21 protein-coding genes are annotated in these 21,817 nt (G+C 73.4%); 10 read left to right on the forward strand and 11 right to left on the reverse strand.

Annotation, left to right across the window (positions count from 1 at the left end; all coding sequences use genetic code 11):
• Positions 1 to 45 precede the first annotated feature (45 nt).
• Genes OHA84_RS04975 through OHA84_RS05000 form a run of 6 tightly spaced genes read right to left on the reverse strand, consistent with a single transcriptional unit; the run spans position 46 to position 5,421 of the window.
• Positions 46 to 1,281, reverse strand: a complete 1,236-nt coding sequence (locus OHA84_RS04975; RefSeq protein ID WP_053680681.1) for a cytochrome P450 — start codon at positions 1,279 to 1,281, stop codon at positions 46 to 48.
• Positions 1,278 to 2,516, reverse strand: a complete 1,239-nt coding sequence (locus tag OHA84_RS04980; protein WP_053680684.1) for a cytochrome P450 — start codon at positions 2,514 to 2,516, stop codon at positions 1,278 to 1,280. Before OHA84_RS04980 ends, OHA84_RS04975 begins: the two co-directional genes overlap by 4 nt.
• Positions 2,513 to 3,142 carry an ATP/GTP-binding protein gene (locus OHA84_RS04985; protein ID WP_053680685.1) on the reverse strand — a complete coding sequence of 210 codons (630 nt, stop codon included), beginning with the start codon at positions 3,140 to 3,142 and terminating at the stop codon, positions 2,513 to 2,515. The genes OHA84_RS04980 and OHA84_RS04985 overlap by 4 nt, the downstream gene beginning before the upstream one ends.
• Positions 3,123 to 3,476: a DUF742 domain-containing protein gene (locus tag OHA84_RS04990; protein ID WP_053680688.1), complete on the reverse strand. Its 354-nt coding sequence runs from the start codon at positions 3,474 to 3,476 to the stop codon at positions 3,123 to 3,125. The genes OHA84_RS04985 and OHA84_RS04990 overlap by 20 nt, the downstream gene beginning before the upstream one ends.
• Positions 3,473 to 3,874, reverse strand: a complete 402-nt coding sequence (locus OHA84_RS04995; RefSeq protein WP_053680690.1) for a roadblock/LC7 domain-containing protein — start codon at positions 3,872 to 3,874, stop codon at positions 3,473 to 3,475. Before OHA84_RS04995 ends, OHA84_RS04990 begins: the two co-directional genes overlap by 4 nt.
• Positions 3,871 to 5,421, reverse strand: a complete 1,551-nt coding sequence (locus OHA84_RS05000) for a sensor histidine kinase KdpD (RefSeq protein WP_266973107.1) — start codon at positions 5,419 to 5,421, stop codon at positions 3,871 to 3,873. The genes OHA84_RS04995 and OHA84_RS05000 overlap by 4 nt, the downstream gene beginning before the upstream one ends.
• Before the next feature lie 457 nt (positions 5,422 to 5,878).
• Between OHA84_RS05000 and OHA84_RS05005 the strand changes: the two genes are divergently transcribed.
• From OHA84_RS05005 to OHA84_RS05015, 3 genes are all read left to right on the forward strand, one after another.
• Positions 5,879 to 6,817, forward strand: a complete 939-nt coding sequence (locus OHA84_RS05005; RefSeq protein ID WP_266973105.1) for a RimK family alpha-L-glutamate ligase — start codon at positions 5,879 to 5,881, stop codon at positions 6,815 to 6,817.
• Positions 6,814 to 7,632 (forward strand): RimK family alpha-L-glutamate ligase, encoded by an 819-nt coding sequence (locus OHA84_RS05010; protein ID WP_053680696.1) that lies wholly within the window; start codon positions 6,814 to 6,816, stop codon positions 7,630 to 7,632. Before OHA84_RS05005 ends, OHA84_RS05010 begins: the two co-directional genes overlap by 4 nt.
• Positions 7,633 to 7,762: 130 nt before the next feature.
• Complete coding sequence (locus tag OHA84_RS05015) at positions 7,763 to 8,680, forward strand: DMT family transporter (protein WP_053680698.1); 918 nt, start codon at positions 7,763 to 7,765, stop codon at positions 8,678 to 8,680.
• A gap of 30 nt (positions 8,681 to 8,710) precedes the next feature.
• Here OHA84_RS05015 and OHA84_RS05020 read toward each other — a convergent pair whose 3' ends face one another.
• Positions 8,711 to 8,833: a hypothetical protein gene (locus tag OHA84_RS05020; protein ID WP_266973101.1), complete on the reverse strand. Its 123-nt coding sequence runs from the start codon at positions 8,831 to 8,833 to the stop codon at positions 8,711 to 8,713.
• A gap of 188 nt (positions 8,834 to 9,021) precedes the next feature.
• Here OHA84_RS05020 and OHA84_RS05025 point away from each other — a divergent pair, with 188 nt between their 5' ends.
• The 5 genes from OHA84_RS05025 to OHA84_RS05045 all read left to right on the forward strand — a co-directional run bounded on the left by OHA84_RS05025 (position 9,022) and on the right by OHA84_RS05045 (position 15,979).
• A complete protein-coding gene (locus OHA84_RS05025; protein WP_266973099.1) occupies positions 9,022 to 10,083 on the forward strand; it encodes a zinc-dependent alcohol dehydrogenase family protein in 1,062 nt (353 codons plus the stop codon).
• Positions 10,084 to 10,213: 130 nt separating this feature from the next.
• Positions 10,214 to 10,873, forward strand: coding sequence for a GPP34 family phosphoprotein (locus OHA84_RS05030; RefSeq protein ID WP_053680700.1), 660 nt, complete (start codon positions 10,214 to 10,216; stop codon positions 10,871 to 10,873).
• Between the two features lie 224 nt (positions 10,874 to 11,097).
• Positions 11,098 to 11,946 (forward strand): RimK family alpha-L-glutamate ligase, encoded by an 849-nt coding sequence (locus OHA84_RS05035; protein ID WP_266973096.1) that lies wholly within the window; start codon positions 11,098 to 11,100, stop codon positions 11,944 to 11,946.
• Between the two features lie 1,558 nt (positions 11,947 to 13,504).
• Positions 13,505 to 14,476 (forward strand): alpha/beta hydrolase, encoded by a 972-nt coding sequence (locus OHA84_RS05040; protein ID WP_266973094.1) that lies wholly within the window; start codon positions 13,505 to 13,507, stop codon positions 14,474 to 14,476.
• A 1,356-nt stretch (positions 14,477 to 15,832) separates the two neighbouring features.
• Positions 15,833 to 15,979 carry a hypothetical protein gene (locus OHA84_RS05045; RefSeq protein ID WP_266973092.1) on the forward strand — a complete coding sequence of 49 codons (147 nt, stop codon included), beginning with the start codon at positions 15,833 to 15,835 and terminating at the stop codon, positions 15,977 to 15,979.
• A gap of 62 nt (positions 15,980 to 16,041) precedes the next feature.
• Here OHA84_RS05045 and OHA84_RS05050 read toward each other — a convergent pair whose 3' ends face one another.
• Entirely contained in the window at positions 16,042 to 17,163 is a 1,122-nt protein-coding gene (locus OHA84_RS05050) for a DUF2330 domain-containing protein (protein WP_266973090.1), read from the reverse strand.
• A gap of 256 nt (positions 17,164 to 17,419) precedes the next feature.
• On the opposite strand from OHA84_RS05050, the gene OHA84_RS05055 reads away from it, so the two are divergent.
• Positions 17,420 to 17,899, forward strand: a complete 480-nt coding sequence (locus tag OHA84_RS05055) for a hypothetical protein (protein ID WP_159041492.1) — start codon at positions 17,420 to 17,422, stop codon at positions 17,897 to 17,899.
• Between the two features lie 66 nt (positions 17,900 to 17,965).
• Here OHA84_RS05055 and OHA84_RS05060 read toward each other — a convergent pair whose 3' ends face one another.
• Positions 17,966 to 18,733, reverse strand: a complete 768-nt coding sequence (locus OHA84_RS05060; protein WP_053680715.1) for a DeoR/GlpR family DNA-binding transcription regulator — start codon at positions 18,731 to 18,733, stop codon at positions 17,966 to 17,968.
• Between the two features lie 74 nt (positions 18,734 to 18,807).
• Here OHA84_RS05060 and OHA84_RS05065 point away from each other — a divergent pair, with 74 nt between their 5' ends.
• Positions 18,808 to 20,010, forward strand: a complete 1,203-nt coding sequence (locus OHA84_RS05065; RefSeq protein ID WP_053680753.1) for an MFS transporter — start codon at positions 18,808 to 18,810, stop codon at positions 20,008 to 20,010.
• A gap of 47 nt (positions 20,011 to 20,057) precedes the next feature.
• Here OHA84_RS05065 and OHA84_RS05070 read toward each other — a convergent pair whose 3' ends face one another.
• Positions 20,058 to 20,723 carry an HAD family phosphatase gene (locus OHA84_RS05070; RefSeq protein ID WP_266973087.1) on the reverse strand — a complete coding sequence of 222 codons (666 nt, stop codon included), beginning with the start codon at positions 20,721 to 20,723 and terminating at the stop codon, positions 20,058 to 20,060.
• Positions 20,720 to 21,814: an ABC transporter ATP-binding protein gene (locus OHA84_RS05075; protein WP_053680717.1), complete on the reverse strand. Its 1,095-nt coding sequence runs from the start codon at positions 21,812 to 21,814 to the stop codon at positions 20,720 to 20,722. Before OHA84_RS05075 ends, OHA84_RS05070 begins: the two co-directional genes overlap by 4 nt.
• Positions 21,815 to 21,817: the final 3 nt, after the last annotated feature.

The following is a 21,817-nucleotide window of genomic DNA, read 5'->3' on the forward strand; positions in this document are numbered from 1 at the left end:
GCCCCCGGGCGGTCGGGGGCGGGGCATCGGCGCGGGGCGCGTGGGTCAGGCCAGGCGGACCGGGAGGTCGAAGAGGTCGTTCTGGGTGAGGATCGGCTTGTTCCGGAGTTCCTCGGCCGCGACGGCGAGGCTCAGGTCGGGGAAGCGGGCGTACAGGGCCGGGAGGGCCACCAGGGCCTCCAGCCGGGAGAGCGCCGCGCCGGGGCAGACGTGCGGCCCGTGTCCGAAGGAGATGTGCCGGTTGGGGGTGCGGGTGATGTCGAACTCGCCTGCTGTCGCGCCGTGTTGGGCCTCGTCACGGCCGAGGGCGCCGAAGGAGACGATCAGGCCCTCGCCCTGCGGCAAGATCCGGTCGCCGACCTCGACGTCCTCGCTCGCGAAGCGGATCAGGACGTGTGAGGTGGGGGTGGACCAGCGCAGGGTCTCCTCGATGACGTTCTCCCACGGCACCTCGCCCTTGAGGACGAGGGCGCGCTGCTGGGGGTGGGTCTCCAGGGCGACGACCGCGTTGACGATCAGGCTGATCGTGGTCTCGTGGCCGGCGGCGACCATCAACTGGAGGGTGTTGGTGATCTCCTCGGTGCTGAGGTGGTCGCCGTCCTCCGAGGCCGCGATCAGGGCGCTGGTGAGGTCGTCGCCGGGGGTCGAGCGCTTGGACTCGACGATGCGGGAGAAGAGCGCGCCGAGGTCCGCCATCATCTGGGGGACTTCCTCGGGAAGCGTCTGGGTGGAGAAGAACTTCTCGAACAGCGCCTTGAGGCGCGGGTGTTCGGCGGCCTCGACGCCCATCAGCTCGCTGATGACGTTCATCGGGAGCGGGTAGGCGAACTCCGCCTTCAGGTCGACGCTCTCTCCCGCGGGCAGTTCCGCCAGCCGGTCGAGCATGCCGGTGGTGAGGGCCTCTATGCCGGCGCGGAGCTTCTCCACCCGGCGGACCGTGAGGGCCTGGGCGACCAGGGTGCGCAGCCGCCGGTGCTCGTCGCCGTCGACGGTGAGCATGGAACGGCCGGGGTTGGCGAGGCCGATCAGCGGCCAGTCCGGGGGGATCTCGCCGCGCTGCCAGGCCCCCCACACGTCGATGTCCTTGACCACTCTGGTGTCGGTGAGGAGTTTTCGGGCCTCGGCGTGGTGCGTGACCGCGTATACGCCGACACCGCCGGGCAGGACGACGCGTACGAGCGGGCCGGCGGCGCGCAGCGCGGCGCTCTCGGCGGCGAGGTCGGTGACGAACGGGTCGAGCGTGATGGCGGCGGGGCCGGCGTGGTCGATCGGGCACGTCATCGGAGGGCTCCAAGGGCGGGGGTCGGTGTGTAGGTCACGGGGAGTGCGGACAGTCCGCGCAGCCAGGGCGACGGACGCCGGGCGAGATCGTTCGCGGGCACGGCGAGGTCCACGTCGGGGAGCCGGTCGAGGAGCACCTCGATGCCGGTCCGCGCGATGGCCTCGGCGACCTCCTGGGCCGGGAAGGGGCAGCGGTGTTCCCCGTGGCCGAAGGAGAAGAAGGCGTTGTTGCCGCCGGTGAGGGCGCCCGCGTCGGTGCGCACGTGCGGGTCGGAGTTGGCGGCGGCGAGGCCCAGCAGGAGCATGTCGCCCTCCGCGATGCGCCGGCCTCCGAGGTGGGTGTCCCTGGAGGCCCAGCGGCCGGCCACGTTCTGGGTGGGGGTGTCCTCCCAGAGGACCTCGTTCATGGCTTCGCCGACGCTGTGCCGGCCGCCCGCGAGGGAGGCGGCGAACCGGTCGTCGGTGAGCATCAGGCGCAGGGTGTTGCCGATCCAGTCGGCGGTGGGCTGGTGGCCGGCGGCCATCATGACCATCAGGTCCTGGGCGATCTCGTCCACGGTGAAGCCGGCCTGGTTGGCGAGCATCCGGGAGGCCACGTCGGGGCCGGGCGCGGCGGACTTCGCGGCGAGCAGCGCGTACATGGACTCGCCGAGGTGGCGCTGGCCCTCCAGGGCGCCCTCCCGCCCGTTGATCATGTCGTTCATGGCGGTGACGAGGCCGGGGCCCTGCGCGTCGGAGAATCCGTAGATGCGGGCGAGGACGCGCAGGGGCAGCAGCATGGCGTACTCGCCGACGATGTCGCACGCCCCCTTGCCGCAGAGCTGGTCGATCAGCTCATCGGCGAACCGTTCGGCGTGACCCTTGAGTTCGAAGGGGTCGACGGACTCCAGCGCGTCGGAGATGACGGCCGCGCGCTCGCGGTGGCGCTCCCCCACGGTGTACAGGATGGAGGGCTGCTTGCGGCCGATCATCGGAAGGAGCGGCCAGTCGGCGGGGATGCGGTCCCACTGGTTCCACAGGTCGGAGTCGCGGGAGAAGAGCTGCGGGTCACTGGTGACCTGGTGCAGTTCGCGGTAGCCGAGGACCAGCCAGGCCGGCACGTCGCCGTCGAGCACGACCGGTGCGACGGAGCCGTGGTCACGCCGCATCTCGCGGTACAGCTCGACGGGGTCGGTCTGGAACCGGGGCCCGCCGAGGTAGACGGGCTGCGGCTCGCGGGCGTCGGGGGTGGTCACGGGGCGGGCTCCGGGGTCTTGGCCATGACGGCCTTCTGAAGGTGTTGTACGAGGGAGATCAGGACGTGCTTGCCGGACTCGCGGGAGCGGGCGTCGCAGAACACGAGCGGCACCTCGTCCGGCAGGTCGAGGGCCTCCCTGATGTCCTCGGGGGTGTGGACGGGTCCCCCGAAGTCGTTGCAGGCCACCACGAAGGGCGTGCCGTGGTGTTCGAGCCGGTCGATGGCGTACCAGGAGTCCGCGAGCCGTCGGGTGTCGACGAGGACGACGGCGCCGAGGGTGCCGGCGAAGAGCCGGTCCCACAGGAACCAGAACCGTTCCTGGCCGGGGGCGCCGAAGAGGTACAGCACGTTGCGCGCGTCGAGGGTGATCCGGCCGAAGTCGAAGGCGACGGTGGTGGCCGTCTTGGCGGCGACGCCGGCGGTGTCGTCGACGGACTCACCGGCCTTGGTCATCGTCTCCTCGGTGTTCAGCGGACGGATCTCGCTGACCGAGCGGACCATCGTGGTCTTGCCGACGCCGAATCCGCCGACGATGACGATCTTCAGGCCGTTGTCGGCGGTGCTGTCGAGGGTCTGGCGAGGCTGCCGCGGTTCGGGGGACGCGTCAGAGATTGCGGAGTCCAACGAGCACCTGCTCCAGGATGTCGAGGTCGGGAAGGCGGTACGTCGAACGGGGATGGCGGGCGCTGATCCGCCCGGTGCCCAGCAGGTCGGCGAGCAGGATCCGCACGATGGACACCGGGAGGCCCAGCTCGGCGGCGATCTCCACGACGGCCGTCGGGTACGGGCACATCCGCAGGATGGCCGCGTGCTCCGACTGCATGCCGGGCACCGGGTCGCATTCGGCGACGATCAGGGTCACCAGGTCGAACGCGTCCGAACCGGAGCGGCTGCGGCCACCGGTGAGGGTGTAGAGCCGGTCCGGGGAGTCGTCCCGGCCCGGCCTGCCGCGGCTCATCCCCGGGGCCTGGCGATCAGATGCTCGCTCAACTGCTCCACCAGCTCGGACATGTTGTGGCCGACGAGTCCGGCGTCCGCGTCCTCGGCGGCGACGAGCGCGAGATGGGCACCCTCGCCGGCCTCGACGATGAAGAGGATGCCGCCGTAGAACTCGGTCATGGCGGACCGGACTCCGCCGGTGCCGTCGCCGAACTCGATGGACGCGCCGTGCGAGAGGCTCTGGATGCCGGCGGAGATCGCGGCGAGCTGGTCGGCCTGGTCGACCGACAGCTCGGGGGTGCGGCACAGCTTGAGGCCGTCGCGGGAGAGCACGAGCGCGTGTCGGGCGCCGGGAGTGCGTTCCAGGAGCCCTTCCAGGAGCCAGTTGAGCGTCTCGTCGGTGGTGGAGCCGGTCATTCCGTGTTGCCTTCCGGGTGCGGGGGGTTCTCTGCGTTCGACGGCGCGGCCGACGCGCCGCGCACGGCCTGTCGGAAGCTGCCGAAGCGGGCGGCCGACCGGGAGGCACCGGTGGGCGCGGCCTTGCCGGGGGCCGGGCGGCCCTCGTCGGGTCCTTCGGGGTGGGCCGCGGCGAGCGTCTTGCCGCGTCGCCGTCGGGGCAGTGCGTTGACGCCGGGGCTCGGGTCCTGCCCGGTGGACGCGGGGTCTTCCGGGGCGGCGGTGCGCACGGTGGCCGGGGTGCCGGTCTCGTGATCCGTACGGTCCTTCGCGCGCCCGGGGTCCGTCGGTCCGGTGGCGTCGGCCGGGGGCCGGTCGTGCGCGTCGGGCCCGGTGGTGGCCGTCGTGGTGGTCGCGGCGGGTGTGGCGGCGGGCGCGGTCTCGTTCCGGGTACTGCTGATCAGGTCCTGGGGGATCATCATCAGGGCGCCGGTGCCACCGCGCGCGGAGGGCCGGAAGGACACCGTCAGTCCGTGTTTGCGGGCGAGGCGGCCGACGACGGCGAGCCCGAGGCGGGTTCCGGAGAGCCCGGCCAGGTCCAGCGACTCGGCGGTCACGGCCTGTTCGGCGCGGCGCAGTTGCACCTCGCTCATGACGAGGCCGCTGTCCTCGACGGTGATGATGATCCCGGAGGGGACCTCCTCCACGTACACGTGGACCTCGGCGGTGGGCGGCGAGAAGCTCGCGGCGTTGTCGAGGAGTTCGGCGAGGGCGTGCATGACGCCCTCGGCGGCGTGTCCGGCGATGGCCGCGTCGCTGGTGGAGTGCGGGCGGACGCGCTGGTAGCCGGCGATCCGGCCCATGGCGCCGCGCAGGATCGACTCCATGACGATCGGCTTCGCCCAACGGCGCCCGGAGCGGGCTCCGGTGAGGACGGCGATCGAGTCGGCGAGGCGGCCGGCCTGCGCGGTGCGGTGGTCGAGGTGGAGGAGGTCGCCGAGGACGTCCTCGTCGGCGTGCCGGTGCTCCATGTCCCGCAGGTCGGCCAGCATTCCGGTGGCGAGCGCCTGCATGCGGCCGGCCGCGTTGGCGGCGGCGGCCATGGCCGCCGCCCGTCCGGACTCGGCGCGCCGCAGGTCCGCGCCGAGCTTCTCGCGGGAGACGAGTTGTGCGGCGGTGAGGTCGTCGAGTTCGGTGGAGTGCGCGGTCGTCAGCCGTTCCAACTCCTCGACGTGCGCCTGGGTGACACGGCCGCGTTCGGCGGTGTGGGCGGCCGCGTCGCGGTTCGCGTCGGCGGTCAGCCGGGCGATGTGGCCGTCACGGGCGACGACTTCGGCGTTGAGGCCGGAGAGCCTGGCGCGCAGGAGTCGGGCGGTGCGGCTGTACCAGGTCACGGAGAACGCCGAAACCGACAACAGCAGCACGCCGGTGACGGAGAACCAGCCGAGTGGGACCCGGACGGCGGTGGGGGCCGCGGCCACCGCCGCCGTGCAGAGCGTCCCCGATGCCGCCGCGGTGACGAGCAGGGCGAGCAGGGAGGGGCGAAGGGGGGAAGGCGACGCCGTCATCAATCAAAGCCTCAAACCGGGGCGAAAATGGAAGAGAGGGTTCCTGTGGCAACGAGGCGTAACTATAGGAGAACCGTTGATCACTTTGGATAGCTCCTGACCACTATCACCCTGCGTAGTGGGCGATAGATTCCACTGTGCCCAGATTTCAACCTGCTTGGGCTCGGTCACAATTCGTTTCCCCGGGCTACGACTCCCCGCGCGCCACGACCCCGTGCCGTCACGGCGGAACGCCGTCCGTCCCGCCTCGCCCGACTCCCGCCATCGGAGACTCCCGTACCGTCAGTGCACCGTGCGCCTGCGCACCGTGACGGTTCGTTCCCGAATCCGATCCGAGGAAGGCGCGAAGAATGGCACCCTGCGGGACGATCATCACATTGCGGCCATGGCATCCTGTGACGTCACAACTCGCCGGACGGGATCGGCGGCGGACGTCCGGGGAATATGGGGAAGGTCCATGAGGCTCTGCTTCCTGGTGGAGGAGCACTACCGCCACGACGGCATGCCGAACGAGGTGATCCGGCAACTGACGGCTTGGGGGCACCACGTGGACGTCCTGCGGCCGGGCGGCTCGCTGCTGCGCATGACGGACCTGGTGGATGCGGGTGCCCATGACGCCTGGGTGCTCAAGACCGTCTCCGGCGGGCCCGGGCTGACCCTGCTCGAAGCCGCCGCGGCGGCGGGGATGACGACGGTCAACGACGCCCGGTCCATCCGGGGCGTGCGGGACAAGGCCCTCGCCGCCGCCATCGGGCGGGTGCGGGGACTTCCGTTGCCCCCGACGTACGCCGTGGCGCGGCCCGAACTGCTGGCGGAGATCCCGACCTCGGAGTACCCCCTGGTCGTCAAGCCCGCCGACGGCAGCTCCGGACGGTCGGTGCACCTGCTGTCCACCCCGGACCGGCTCGCCGCCCTGCTCCCCGAACTGGCGGGCGAGGGCATGCTCATCGCCCAGCCGTACGTGCCCAACTCGGGCACCGACATCAAGGTGTACTGCGTCGGCGGGGAACTGTTCGCCACCGAACGCTGTTCACCGCTTCACCCCGACCGCGCGGTACACGAACGTCAGGTACCGCTGTCGGCCGAGGTGGCGGCCATCGCGGCCCAGGTCGGCGCGGTGTACGGACTGGATCTGTACGGACTGGACGTGCTGCTGGGTCCCGAGGGGCCGGTGGTGGTCGACGTGAACGACTTCCCCAGTTTCCGTCAGGTCCCGGAAGCGGCGGCCCGGGTGGCACGGGCGGTACTCGACCTGGCGCGGGTGGGCGGTGTCCGGGCGGAGGACCCCGCCGGACCCGGACCCTCCTGGCCGCAGCAGCGACCGTACGCGGCTCCGGCGCCGCTGACGGCGACCATCGGGGCACAGGTCTCGGCGCGAGCGGGAGAAGGCGTATGAGAATCGGTCTGATCACACCGGACCCGGGGCACCCGCTGCTGGCGACGGCGGCGGAGATGCTGGGAGCCGAGCACGAGGTCCGCGTACTGGACCCGGCGGACCCCGGGGCGGCGGCGTGCGCGGCCACCGACCGCGCCGACGTGTACCTGTTGAAGGCGCGCACCCCGAGGGCGTTGGAACTGGCGCGCGAACTGGAGCGACAGGGCGCCCGGGTGGTGAACTCGGCCGAGGCCACGGAACGCTGCCAGGACCGCACCGAGATGGCGGAGTTGGCCCGACGCGCCGGGCTGCCCTTCGCCACCACGCGGACCTTCGGCTCGCTGGGTCAGCTGGCCCTGCACTCCACCGGACCGGGTCTGCCCGGAATGCCCTGGCCGGTCGTGGTCAAGAGCCGGCGAAGCCGCAAGGGCGACCTGGTGGCACGGGTCGACGACGCGGCACGGCTGCGGAAGCTGGCCGGCGGCTGGGGCCAGGAGCCGGTCGTGGTCCAGGGCTTCGCCCCCAACAACGGCTGGGACCACAAACTGTGGGCGATCGGCAACCGGGTCTTCACCGCGCTGCGCCGCTCCGAACTCGCCGACGGGGAAAGCTCCGCGGAGCACGCCCCGGAGGAACCCCGTCCGGAGTGGGCGGAACTGACCCTGCGGGTCGGCGAGGTCTTCGGCCTCGACGTGTACGGGGTGGACGTCATCGACACCGGCGAGGGCACCCCCCTGATCGTGGACGTCAACGCCTTCCCCGGCATCCGCGGCCAGGCGGGAGCCCCTGAGGCACTGGCCGCCCTGGCCGTGCGCAGGGCCCGCGGGAACGGCTGACGCACCGCGCGGAAAGCCCGTGCGCGGGAACGGCTGACGCACCGCGCGGAAAGCCCGTGCGCGGGGCCGGACGGGGGAAGGCGCCGTGTCCCGGCCGAACACGGTCGGGCATCGCGGTGAGGATCGCGGGATGGGCTTCGTCCTGCCGGTCCTCTTCGCGCTCTTCGCGGCGCTCAGCAACGCCCTCGCCACCGTGCTCCAACGCCGGGCCGCGCTCACCGTGCCGCAGAGCTCCGGATTCCGGCCCGGGCTGGTCCTCGACCTGCTGAGACGACCCCTGTGGCTCGCCGGGATCCTGGCCGTGATCCTGGCCGGGGCGGGACAGGCCGCCGCGCTGGCGACGGGCCCGCTGGCCCTCGTACAACCGCTCTTCGTGCTGGAACTTCCGCTCGCGCTGCTCATCGCCACGCTGCTGACGCGGCGACGGCTCCCCTCACCGCTCTGGATCGCCGTGGTGGCGGTGGTCGCCGGGCTGGGGCTGGCCCTCGCCGGCGCCGCACCGGCCGGGAACCGCACCCACGTGGCGCTCGACCGCTGGCTCCCCGTTCTTCTCGCGTGCGCCGTCGCCGTGGCCGGACTGGCCGCCGCCGGACTGCGCCGGCCGCCGGGGCGGGCCCGGGCCGGATGCCTCGGAGCGGCCACCGCCGTCTGCTACGCGCTCACCGCCGGCCTGATGAAGTCCTCGATGCACATCCTCACCGAGGGCGGCATCGGCGCGTTCCTCACCGCGTGGCAGACGTACGCCTTCGGCGCCACCGGCATCTGCGCCCTCCTGCTCCTCGAACACGCCATGCAGGGCGGCCCACTGATCGCCTCGCAGCCCGCGCTGACCTTGGGCGACGCCGGCATCAGCGTGGCGCTGGGCGTCCTGGTGTACGAGGAGCACCTGCGGTCCGGCTGGTGGCTGCTCCCCCAACTCGCGGGCATCGCACTGATCGCGGTCGGCATCCTGGCGCTGGCACGGTCGGGCGAGGACGAGGAGGGGGCCGGGGTCGATGAGGCGGCCGGCGCCGGCAGTGGGGAAGGGACCGGCGACGGGACGGTCTGAGCCCCGCCGCCACGAGTCGGCCCGCCGAAGCTACTTGATGACCTCGACCTTCTTGTCCCCGGCGGCGGCGTGGGCCTGGGCGCTCACGCCGAGCGCGGTGACGACGAACCCGAGCAGGACGGCCACGGTGGCTGCGGCACGCTTGCGGTTCACGGTTCCCCCTGGTGGTTCGGACGCTCCCGCCGGATTCCCGGCGGCGCCCGCAGCCTCCCACCGGGGTCCGCGCCGGACAAGGGCTGCCCGCGCCGCGCGGGTACGGCCGGGCGGGCGCGGAACGGGGCCTCGGGTGCGGCCGGCCGGTAGCGTGCGGGACAGTCGAGCGAGGGCGGAGGGCGGATTCCATGCGCGCGGTGGTGTTCGAGCGGTTCGGTCAGCCGGCCGAGGTACGCGAGGTGCCGGACCCGACCCCGGCGGCGGGCGGCGTCGTGGTCCGTGTGGAGGCCACCGGCCTGTGCCGCAGCGACTGGCACGGCTGGATGGGGCACGACCCGGACGTCGTGCTGCCCCACGTGCCCGGGCACGAACTCGCCGGGGTCGTCGAGGCGGTGGGCGCGGGGGTCACCCGCCGCGGGGTCGGTGACCGGGTCACGGTGCCGTTCGTCTGCGCCTGCGGCAACTGCGCCGACTGCGCGGCCGGCGACCACCAGGTGTGCGCCCGACAGACGCAGCCCGGTTTCACGCACTGGGGGTCGTTCGCCGAGTACGTGGCCCTGGACCATGCCGACGTGAACCTGGTGCCGCTTCCGGACGAGCTGTCGTACGACACCGCCGCCGGGCTGGGCTGCCGGTTCGCGACGGCGTTCCGGGCGGTGGTCGCGCGGGGCAGGGTGGCGCCGGGCGAGTGGGTCGCCGTACACGGGTGCGGCGGGGTAGGGCTGTCCGCGGTGATGATCGCGGTGGCGGCCGGCGCCCGGGTCGTCGCCGTGGACACCGCTCCGGGAGCTCTGGACCTGGCGCGGCGGTTCGGGGCCGCCCACGGTGTGGACGCCCGTTCGCTCGACACGGCGGAGGCCGTCCGTGAACTGACCGGCGGCGGGGCCCACCTCTCGCTCGACGCCCTGGGGTCCCCCGCGACGGCGGCCGCGTCGGTCGCCGGGCTGCGCAGGCGCGGACGGCACGTGCAGGTCGGGCTGCTGCCGTCGGCGGCCGGACGGACGGTCCTGCCGATGGAACGGGTGATCGGCTGGGAGTTGGAGATCCTCGGCAGTCACGGCATGGCCGCCCACGCCTACCCTCCGATGATGGAACTCGTCCGCTCCGGCGCACTGCGCCCGGACCTGCTGGTGACGGCGACGATCACGCTGGACGGGGCGCCGGACGCGCTCGCCGCGATGGGCACGGCCCCGGGAAGCGGGATCACCGTCATCCGGCCCGCGGCGGCCGCCGGGCCACGGGTGGGCTGACCGCGAGTGCACTGACCGCGGGTACGGGCCGGCCGCGGGGTCTCGCCGGCTCGGTCGTCACACGGCCGGGAACTCTCCGTGGTCGCCGGACGTCTGACCATCTGACGACGGACCATCGGGGGGACGGGACATGACGATCACACTGGCCGAGGAGATCATGCTGCTCTCCCTGGACGACGAGTCCGGGGCGGCGAAGCAGCGAGAGGCCGCGGGGTGGGCGGTCGCGGGCGGAATCCTGCTCGAACTGGTCATGGCGGGGCGAGTGTCGGTGACGGGCAGGCACCTGGAGCTGACCGACGCGACCCCCACCGGACAGCCGCTGCTCGACACCCGCCTCCACCTGCTCGAAACGTGGATGCGCGGCAAGAGCAGGCGTCGGGTGACGGACTGGCTGACCAAGGACCACACGAAGGCGGTCGGAGCCGCCCTGGAGAGCCTGCGCGATCGGGGAGTGGTCCTGGAGACTCACCACAAGGTGCTGGGCGTGTTCCCGACCCGTCGCCATCCCGAGGCCGACGGTTCGGTGGAGCGGGAGCTGCGGGACCGGCTCGACGCGGTCGTCCTGGGCGGTGCGGACCCGGACGAGCGGACGGCGGGTCTGATCGCGCTGATCCACTCCGCGAAGCTGGGGCGGCTGGTCTTCCCCGACGCTCCGCGCAAGGAGACCGCCGCGCGCCTGGGGGAGATAGCCGACGGGCAGTGGGCCGCCGAACACGTCCGCAAGGCCATCCGCGACATGCAGGCGGCGATGGCCGCGGCGACGGTCGCCACGGTCGTGGCGGTCACCTGAGGGCCGTCGCGATGGCGTCGCCGGAGGCTCCGTGGGGGCGGGGCGGCGTCACGCCGACCGCTGAACGCCTCGCGGCAGATCGGCGTCGCGGTCACGGGGCCCTGATGGACACGTCGGTGGCGTAGATTCGCGGCGGCTCCGGGACACTCCCGGTGCGGTCGAGGTCTGGGGAGCGGTGCCGCGTGGCGCGTGTGGGTGTGGGCGGGTCGGCGACTCGACGGGTCGTGTTGGCTACCGACGGCTTCGGCTGCGCCGAGGACGCGGAACTGCCCGTCCTCGTGGCCGCGCTGCGCGAGCGAGGCGTCGACGCGGTCGCGGTCGACTGGGCCGAGGAGGGCTACGACTGGGCCGCGCCGGACGTCGTCGTCATCCGCTCGACCTGGGACTACTCGGAGCGGCTGCCCGAGTTCCTCACCTGGGTCGACGGAGTGGACGCGGTGACCGCCCTGCACAGCCCTGCCGAGCTGGTGCGCTGGAACAGCGACAAGGTGTACCTCGCGGAGCTCGCGGCCCGGGGAATCCCGACGGTCCCGACCCGCTTCATCGCGCCCGGCGATCCCGTGACGCTGCCGCCGGGCGGTGAGATCGTCGTCAAGCCGTCGGTGTCGGCCGGCTCCCGTGACACGGCCCGGTACACGCCGGCCCAGCGGGAGGCGGCCTCGGCTCACGTCCGGATGTTGCACGGGACCGGGGCGACGGCGATGGTCCAGCCGTACATGGAGCGGATCGTCGACGGGGAACGGGCACTGGTGTTCCTGGGCGGCGAGTTCAGTCACGCGGTCCGCAAGGGCCCCGTGCTCACGGACACCGGCCGCATCGACAACACCCGTGTCCCACACCCCGACCTGACCGCACACACGCCCTCGGCGGCCGAACTCGCCCTGGCCGGCGCTGTGCTCGCCGCGACGGCCTCCCGCACGGCCGGCCCGATGGCCTACGCCCGGGTGGACCTGGCACCGGCCGGGGACGGCACCCCCGTCCTGATGGAGCTGGAACTGATCGAGCCCAACCTGTTCCTGACGATGACCCCGGGCGGCGTGGAACGGTTCGTGGAGGTCGTCCTGGGGTTGTGAGCGTCCGGCGGGGCGGGGGCCGATGCTCGGTCGCCCCGGATCGGCTCCGCAGATCCGGCCCTGCGGCTCGGGAACCTGCGGTACTTCGGGCCGGCGGGGCTGCGGGGCCTTCGGGCCTGCGGGGCCTGGCGGGCCTACGGGTCTGCGGGTCTGCGGGTCTTGCGGGGCCTGGCGGGCCTGCGGGGCGGACGGCCGGGGTCTCAGCGGCAGAGCCCCGCCACCAGCTCCAGCTCCAGTTCCAGCTCCAGTTCCACCGCGAGTTCCCCCGGATCGGCGGGGACCGATGTGCGGAGCGGCCGGGGACCGGAACCGGAAGGGGTTCTCCGGGGTCAGCTCGTCGGCCTCCTCGATCATGAGATCCCGAAGCTCCGGCGGGATGGTCCGGTCCTCGGTGAACCGCAGGTAGGTGCGCGGGATCCGGCCCCACGACTCGGGCAGGCCCCGGGTGTCGGCGGCGCCGATCTCCGCCGACTCGTCGGGCTCCAGGATGTTGAGCAGGGTACGGACCTCGTCGTCCGTGCGGTCGGCGGCCACTGCCTCCCGGACGATCCGCAGGAACTCGCGGTCGCCGGAGCGCCAGTTGACCCGGTTGACCCCCCGTTCCGCGGGCGTGGGCACGACGGGCAGGCGGAAGATGGCGCTGCCGGCGGCCTCGGGGGCGGTCATCAGCTGCTGCATGGTGGCCCGCGCGGAGGGACGGAAGGCCGAGACGCGGACGAGATGCGAGATCAGTTCGGGAACCCGGTCGACCACGGTGTTCAGCGTGACTCCGCCCATGCTCTGACCGACCAGCACCACCGGGCCGAGCCGGTGTGCCCGCCGCACCACGTCGGCCATGGTCGGGGAAGTGGGCCGATGTGACCTTGGCCGTCGTCGAGGGTTCGGTGCGCAGCCCCTCGGGGTCCTGCGGTGTCCGGTAGGAGCACGGGAAGTAGGCTCCGGGCCCGTGGCCGGGCAGGGCGACCGCCACCGCCAGTGGTGTGGCCGGAAGGGTTTGCCGGGTCGCGGTGTCCGGTGCGGTGCATCGCAAGGCGGAGGACCGCCGCTTGTACTGGACGTACTCGGGCGCTCCGACAACGCGGCGAGGTGCCGTGCCGGGCGCCGCGACACGGTGAACCCTTCCGGCCAACAGCACTGGGTGCCCGCGCAGGGCGAGGTCGGCCAGGACGGGGGCCCACCCGTAGGAGTTGCCGCCCGCCCCGTGCACCGACACGAAGACGGGCCTCGTCGAGGACCGGGCAGCCGGATCGGCCTTCTCGTTCACGTGCGTCGCGTCATTCGTGGGATCCCACCGGCAAGTCGATCCGGTGGGACCGGTCCTTTTCGGCCGCGCCCGATCGCCGCCGAAAGAGTCCGAACGGGCGAATCGGGCCTTGGACAACCAGGACCACGGTGGGGCTTGTGCTCGGCGGAAACGCGTCGCTAGAGTCGCGATTACACGTGTAACCCAGCTGCGCGCACCGGTGACCGGCGCGAGCGTTCCGGACATGCATCACCACGCCTGGCCTCGCACCGACCCCGCCGGCCCTCCGGGCCGCGCCGCACAGGAAGGGCCGCAATGACGCAATCTCCTCCCGCCGCATCCGCGCCAGTCGCCTTCGATCCGGCCGACACGACCTGGCCTCCTCCTTCCTACCGGGCCCCCGAGCCCCCGGTGACGGACGAGCACGGGATACGCCACCACGACGGGATCACGTACGCCACCACGCCCGGCTACCGGCCCCGGCTGCTGGACGTTCGGGTGCCGGCGGGCGAGGGACCCTTCCCGGTGGTGGTCTGGATCCACGGCGGCGGATGGCTGGACGGCGACCGGCGCTACCCGCCGCCGACCGTGCCGGCCGCGCTGCTGCACGGTGCGGTCCTGGGGGCCGGACTCGCCCTCGTCTCCATCGACTACCGGCACAGCCTCGAAGCCCCCTTCCCCGCACAGTTGCACGATGTGAAGGCCGCCATCCGCTACGTCCGCGCGTACGCCGGGGTCCTCGGCCTCGACGCCGACCGGATCGCCGTCTGGGGGGAGTCGGCGGGTGGGCACCTGGCCGCGCTCGCGGGCCTGGTCGGCCCCGACAGCGCGGACGGAGCGGCACTGGAGGGCGCGCACGGCGTGGGCTCCGGGGACACCACCGTGCGGGCGGTGGTCGACTGGTACGGGGTCTCCGACCTGATCTCCCTCTCCGAGCACCCGATGCCGCCGATGCCGCCCGGTGTCGAGTTCCCCGACCCGTACGAGGCCCTTCTGGGTGCGGGCGTGGCCGAGCGCCCGGAACTGGCGAAGGCCGCCGGCCCGGTGACGTACGCGGCGGTGGCCTCGAACCCGCCGCCGTTCCTGCTCGTCCACGGCCGGCTTGACAGGCTGGTCCCGTACAGCCAGAGCGAGTTGCTCGCCGCCGCGCTGGAGAGCGCGGGCGGCGAGGTCGTCCTGCGGCCGGTGGAGGGCGCCGACCACATCTTCCTCGGCTCCCCCGACGTCCCGCGCATCGTCGCGGAGAGCGTCGCGTTCCTGTCCCACCACCTCCGCGCCGGGAGCTGACGAGCACCTCGCGCCCCGCAACCGGACCTCGACCCGCTCCCCCGCCACGGCTGCCGAGGCACGGGGCCGCCCTGGGCGGAGCGCGCCTGCCTGCCCGGCAAGCCGTACGCGGGCCGGTACGCGGGCCGGTACGCGGGCCGGTACGCGGGCCGGTACGCGGGCCGGTACGCGGGCCGGTACGCGGGCCGGTACGCGGGCCGGTACGCGGGCCGGTACGCGGGCCGGTACGCGGGCCGGTACGCGGGCCGGTACGCGGGCCGGTACGCGGGCCGGTACGCGGGCCGGTACGCGGGCCGGTACGCGGGCCGGTACGCGGGCCGGTACGCGGGCCGGTACGCGGGCCGGTACGCGGGCCGGTACGCGCCGGGGCCGCCGGGGGGCGGCCCCGGGCGCGCACTGGTCCGGCACCGGTCTCCTCCCGTAGCGGCGCCGGGCCGAGGGCCGGGCCACACTGCCCCGGCGCTTCCCGGACCTCGAACGCGCTCGGGCGCGATGCGCTCGTGAGCGGCACCGTCGGGCTCTTCGTGGCAGCTCCTTCGTGGCAGCTTCTTCATGGCAGCGGGCGACATCTCGGCGAAACGGGTGACCGGTTCCGGGATCGGCGCCCTCGACTCCCTTCGGTGCGGCGACTTCGAGGCCGAGGAGGCGCTCGTCGAGCGGGGATGCCTCCCGACCGGAGCCGGCCGGCCGGCCACGAGAAGCTAGTCGAGGACGGGCAACCGCGCGTCGTGGCCGAGGAGACGGGCAGCGGCGGGTGGGTTTCGCCGTCTCGCCCCGCCTCCCGGCGGCACTCGACGCGACCGGCCGGGACCGCCGCCACGCGCTCGCGGCAGGCGAGTGGTTCGCGCACCGTGCAGGGGAGGGCGGGTCCATCGTGACCGAAGTCGCCTCCGAGACCCTCGACGGACTCTCTGCGCTCGCCCGCGGCGGCGTGCGGCAGGAAGGGGGGCCTGTACTGCCGAGCGGTGTGAACACGGGCCGTCGAGCGGCCTGCGGCGCTCGCCGGCGTGCCCCGGACAGGGGGTGTACGCCCCGCGCCGTTGAGGTCGGGCCTCAGCAGGGTCTGCGGGTCCTGGACGGTCGAGGCCACCCCGGCCGCGGTGCCCTTGCCGTCGGCGCCGACGACCGGATGGTTGACGTTCAGCCCGATCCCCGGGGGCAGGAGTGGACCGGACCGGGGCGCCCGGACGCGCAGCCGGTTGATCAACTCGACCGCGAAGTCCACTGTCGGCCCGCTCGCGTTGACCGTGGTCACCGGATCGGGCGTCGTCACACCGCCCGTGCTCAGGGCGATGGCCGGCACACCGGACTCCAGCGCCCGACGCCGGCGACGGCACCTGGAGGATGGGCGTGCAGGTGGACCCGAGACCCGCCGCCCGGGGCGGCGACGTGGAGGCCGTCGGCGCGGGCAGGATCGCCGTCAGCCCGATGAGCGCGGACCGGAACACCGGGCCCGTGGACTTCATCCGCACCGCCTCCCTGATCGCCGGGCTGCGCCCGTAGAACCTGCCGGGCGGTGGGCGTCTGCCGGGGAACGCACCCCGACCGGGCGCACCCCGCCCCGGTCAGCCCGTCGGCGGCGCCGTCGCGGCCGACGGGTGGCGGCGGCGTCGGGAACGGCGTACGGACAGCAGGGTCACCGCCGTACTCGCGAGGACCAGCAGGGCTCCCGCCACCGTCGGCAGCCAGACGGGCACGCCGCCCGCCGTGAGGAGTTCGTCCCGGTACACGACCTGCCGGAACGGGGTGTCCTTCGCGGTGGCGCGCAGTTCGTGGTCCCCGTCGATGCGGCTGGGGTCGGGGAACCGTTGGTCGATCGCGGTCAGGAACACCGGCGCGGCGCCGCCGGTGAACTCGGCCAGGGAACCCTCCGGGGTGACCGTCCCGGCGAAGGTCACCTCCGGGGCGGCCCCGCCGATCGGGGACGCGGGTTCCATCCGGTGGTCGGCGAGTACGTACAGGCCCAGCGCCTGGGCGGACTTGGCGAGTCGGGACAGTCGCATCGGGTAGACGAGTCGGTCACTGGCGAAGCTGATGCGCAGCGGGTCGAGTTCGCCGCCCAGCGTCGCGCCCTGTTCGCGGGGGGCGAGGCGGACGGCGACGTACTCCCACTTCCGGTCGACGTACGGCTTCAGCTCCGAGGCGAGCCGGTCGGGCAGTGTGAAGTCGTTGCTCTCCAGCCAGTCGCCCAGGGCGTCCGGGTCGGTGGCGGTCAGTCGGGCGACGTCGAAGTCGCCGAGCCGTTCGCGGCCGACGACACCGACGGACGGGGCGCCGGCGCCGGGCCGTGCGGCGCCGGCTCCGTCGAGGCGGCCGGAGGAGAAGGGCCAGTCGCGGTCGCGGGGCCAGAAGTAGGTGCGGGTCTTGTGCTCGGGGCGGGTCAGCCGACCGAGTTCGGGGATCAGGTCCGGGTCGCCGAGTTCGACGCCGGCCCGCGAGGGCACGGGCATGATCCATGCGGCGCGTTTGGCGTCACCGCCGACCGTGAACCGCATCACGATCTGTTCCGTGTGGCCGTCCCACCGCACGACCGAGGTCTCGCGGGCCACCCCGATCCGGGAGAAGCCGTCGGGGACCATCGCCCCGCAGCCGCAGGCGTAGGCGGGGTCGACAAGGCTGCCGAGTTGCGTCGCGAGCAGGGCGAGCAGGACGGCCAGTACTCTTCGTCTCTTCGTTGCGTTCCACACGCGGTCTGGGACGAGCGGTCACGGGATCCGGTTCCGGACACGCGTCCGCCGCCCTGTCGCCATCGGTCGTCGCCGGCCGTCGTCACTCGACGCCGGCCGAAACCCATCGGTCGCGTGACCGAAAGTATCCTGTCGACCCCGTTCCGTGGGGCGGATCGACCGTCGCGGAGGCCGCCGGGACACGGTCGGTCAACGTTCGTAGCGCCAGCCGGATGGGCCCTGGTCGGGGGTGGTCCGCGGCTCCCATACTGGCCCCATGAAACGGACGGACAATCCCCGGCGCAGCCCCCTCGTGCCGGATGCCGTGGAGGCGGAGATCGAACGGCACGACTGGGAGGCCATCGAATGCGGATGCGGGCATTCCGCAGGGCATCTCGTACCCACGCTCTGGGACGCCGCCGAGGGACACCCGGCCGCGTTCCACGCCTTGGCCGGGCATGTCTTCACGTGGTCGAGGCTCCAGGCGCCGGCTCCGGCGGCCTGCGGGGTGCTGATGGCCATCTGGTCGGCGGGGCCGCCCCGCCAGGCGACCCGCGAGGCGCTGTTGCGCACGCTGCTGGCCCTGCTGGGCACGGAGGACGACGGCTCCTCGCACGAGGCCGGGCTGTACGGGCAGTGCGCGGCCTTCGTTCGCCGGTCCCTGCCCGAGCTGCGTCGGGAGGCGGCCGGGGGCCCGGACTCGGTGACGGCCGCGTACGCGGAGGGCGTCGTGGAGATCCTGACCCTCTGCGCGTGACGGCGGCGGGCCCGCGCGTGACGACGGGGACAGATCCGAGCCGGGTCCCGCACGCCACTCGGCCCGTCACACCGCCCTTACCGTGACGCCCTCCCGGGTCAGCGCCTCGATGGCGGCCTCCGGGGCGGAGGTGTCGGTGACGACGGCGTGCAGGGTCGCGGCGGGGGCGACGAAGGCGAGCGCCGTGCGCGTCAGCTTCGCCGCCTCCGCGACCGCGATGACCCGGCGCGACGAGGCGATGGCGGCGCGTTTGACCGCGGCGTCGGCCAAGTCATAGGCGGTCAGGCCGTCCGTCGGGACCAGACCGCAGCAGCCGATGACGGCGGTGTCGAAGCGCAGCGCGGCCAGCGAGGTCTCGGTGAGGGGCCCGGTCAGGGCCAGCTCTCCCGGGCGCGGCAGTCCACCGGGCAGCAGAAGCGTCAGGTGCGGTGCCCCGGTCAGCGCGTTGGCCGCGTGCAGGGACAGTGGCATGACGGTGATCCGCCGCTCCTTCAGTGCGCGGGCGACTTCCAGGCAGGTGGTGCCGCTGTCGACGACCACCGATTCCCCGTCCGCGATCAGGGATGCCACTTCGGCGGCGATCCTCCGTTTGACGTCCTCGCCCTCCCGGGCGCGCAGGGCGAACGGGGGCTCCTCGCCGCGCAGCAGCAGGCTGCGGGCGCCTCCCCGGAAGCGTTCCAGCACTCCCTGGTCGGCCAGTGCCTCCAGGTCGCGGCGGATGGTCATCTCCGAGGCGCCGGTGAGTTCGGCGAGTTCCGCCACGCTCAGTTGCTCGCGGTCGCGTACGGCCTCGGTGATCCGTCTCAGTCGATCTGTACTCGCTGTGCTCGCCATACCCCCCATTGAACATTCCCCATGTTCGAAACTCAAGCTGGTGAACATCGATTCTGTTCCCTATGGTGTTTTCCATGAGCAGATCCCTGCGGGCCGCGCGCCTCGCCACCTTCGCCTTCTTCGCGCTCAACGGATTCCTCATGGGCATGTGGATCGTGCACATTCCCGCCGTGGAACACCGCACCGGCATCAGCCACGCCGTCCTCGGCTCGCTGCTCCTGCTGTTGGGCGCCGGGGCGTTCCTGGGCATGCAGATCGCCGGGCCGCTCACGGACCGGATCGGCAGCCGCCGCACGGTTCCGGTCGGGGCGGCCTTGTGCAGTGCGGCCCTGGTGTTGCCCGCGGTGGCCGGTGACGTCCTGACCCTGGGCGTGGCCCTGTTCGTGCTGGGCTTCGGCAACGGCTGTCTCGACGTCGCCATGAACACCCATGCCGTACAGGTGGAACGGGCCTACGGGCGGCCGGTCATGTCCGCCTTCCACGCGGTGTTCTCGCTGGGCGGGGTGCTCGCCGCGCTCACCGGGGCGCTGACGCTCGGGCTCGGCTGGAGCACGACCCTGACGCTGACGACGGTGGCCGTGCTCGGCCTCGTCCTCACCGTGCCGGCCTCGGCGGCCCTGCTGCCGTCTCCCGCCGAGCAGGCGAAGGACCGTGCCGAGGCCGCGCCGGGGGTGAAACGGCGTACGCCCGCGCGGATCTGGGCCCTGGCCGCACTCGCCTTCGCGTTGATGCTCTGCGAGGGCGTCGCCAACGACTGGAGCGCGCTGCACCTGCGGGACGTCCTCGACGCCCCCGCGGCGACAGCCGCCCTGGCCTACGGCGCCTACTCCACCGCGATGACCGCCGGACGCCTGGTCACCGATCGAGTGGTGGCACGCACCGGTCCGGTGTTCGTGGTGCGGTACGGGGCCGTGTTGGCGGCCCTGGGGCTGACGGCCGCCGCGCTCGGCGACTCCGTCCCGATGGCGCTGGCCGGCTGGACGGCCTTCGGTCTCGGACTGTCCGGCTGCGTCCCGCAGTTCTTCAGCGCCGCCGGACACGAGGACCGGGGCGGCTCCGGCACCAACGTGTCCCGGGTCGCCGGCCTGGGTTACCTCGGCATGCTGGCCGGGCCGGCCGTGATCGGCCCGCTCACCCACCTGGTGCCGCTCAACCTGGCGCTGCTGCTGCCCGTCGCGCTCTGCCTCGTCGCGGCGGGCGCTGCCGGGGTGCTGCGGGCCCGGCCGCCGGCCACCGAGGGCTCGCGACCGCGGCCTGCATCGGAGCCGGCCGCGTGAGGACCCTCCGCGCCGTGTGGCGTCCGGCCCGGCCCTGAGGTACGTGGTCAGGACGGGAGGCGCGAGGCCAGGCACGCGCGCAGGACGTCCGGGGTGACCTCCTCCAGCGTCCGGGCGAAGCGGCGCGCCGCCGAGCCGGGCACCGGCAGCAGGGACGGCACCACCAGGACCCCGCAGCCGGCCGCCTCCGCCGAGGCCGCGCCGTCCGGGGAGTCCTCCACCGCCACGCACGCCGCCGGTTCGAGGCCCAGCCGTTGGGCGGCGGCCCGGTAGGGGTCCGGGTGGGGCTTCGTCCGCGCGGTGTCGTCGGCGGAGAGCGTGAGGGCGAAGGGGACGTGGGCGAGCGGGCCGTCGAGCACCGAGTCGACCACCACCCGCGGCGAGGCACTGACCAGGGCGAAGGGCACTCCTTCGGTGGTGAGCGCGGTCAGCAACCGCTGGGCTCCGGGGCGCATCGGCGCGCCGGCCCGCACCCGCCGCAGGAAGTCCTCGGTGAGCGCGGCGCCCACCCGTACGGGGTCTCCCCCGCCCGTGACCCGTACGAGGTGGGCGGCGGTGTCCTCCACCGCCCGGCCGACGACCTCGGGCGCGTCCGCGTCGGTCAGGGCGTGGCCCAGCGCGGCGGCGGTCTCCTCGGTGGTCCGCCACCACAGCACCTCGGTGTCGACGAGGGTGCCGTCCATGTCGAACAGGACCGCCGCGAGCCCGCTCACGAGGCCCTCGCCACGACGAGTACGGGCCGTTCGGCCAGGCCCACGGTCGCCCGCGCGCCGGGCGGCAGGTCCCCGGCGTCCCGCGACGGCAGGTCGGCCTTGACGCTCGCCCCGCCGGGCAGTTCGAGGTGGAGCCGGGTGACGGATCCGAAGAAGGCGGCGGAGACCACGGTGGCCGTGCCGGCGGCGTCGGCGGTCGCGGTGACGTTCTCCGGGCGGACCAGCACCTCCACGTCCCTGCCGGTCGGGACGGGGCCGTCCACGGGCAGCCGTGCGCCCGCCACGTCCACCAGCCCGGAGTCGGTGAGCCGGCCCGGGAGCCGGTTCATGGTGCCGACGAACTCGGCGACGAAGGGGGTCGCCGGCCGCTCGTACAGCTCGGCGGGGGCCGCGCACTGCTCCAGCCGCCCGGCGTTCAGCACGGCGACGCGGTCGGCCATCGACAGGGCCTCTTCCTGGTCGTGCGTGACGAACACGGTGGTGATGCCGAGGGAGAGTTGGAGTCGACGGATCTCGTCGCGCAGGTTCGAGCGCACCTTGGCGTCGAGTGCGGAGAGCGGCTCGTCGAGGAGGAGGACGCGCGGGCGCAGGGCGAGGGCGCGGGCCAGTGCGACGCGTTGCTGCTGGCCGCCGGACATCTGGTGTGGGTAGCGGTCTCCGTGGTCGGGCAGGCCGACGAGGTCGAGGAGTTCGGCGGCGCGCTCGCGGCGCCGTGCCGCGTCCACCTTGCGCACGCGCAGGCCGAAGGCCACGTTGTCGCGGGCGTTGAGGTTCGGGAAGAGGCTGTACGACTGGAAGACCATCCCGGCGTCGCGGCGGTTGGCCGGGACGCGGGTGATGTCCTGTCCGTCGACGAGGACCTCACCGGCGTCGGGCTGTTCGAAGCCGGCGACGACGCGCAGCGCGGTGGTCTTTCCGCAGCCCGACGGTCCGAGCAGTGCCACGAGTTCGCCCGGTTCGATGGTCAGGTCGAGACCGTCCAGGGCCACGGTGGAGCCGAACGTCCGCCGCAGGCCGCGGAATTCGACGCGCGCCCCCGAGGGGGTGTCGGGATCCGCCGGCTTCCGGGTCGCGGGAAGGGTGGTGGACATGGG

Source organism: Streptomyces sp. NBC_00513 (assembly GCF_041431415.1).
Classification (GTDB): domain Bacteria; phylum Actinomycetota; class Actinomycetes; order Streptomycetales; family Streptomycetaceae; genus Streptomyces.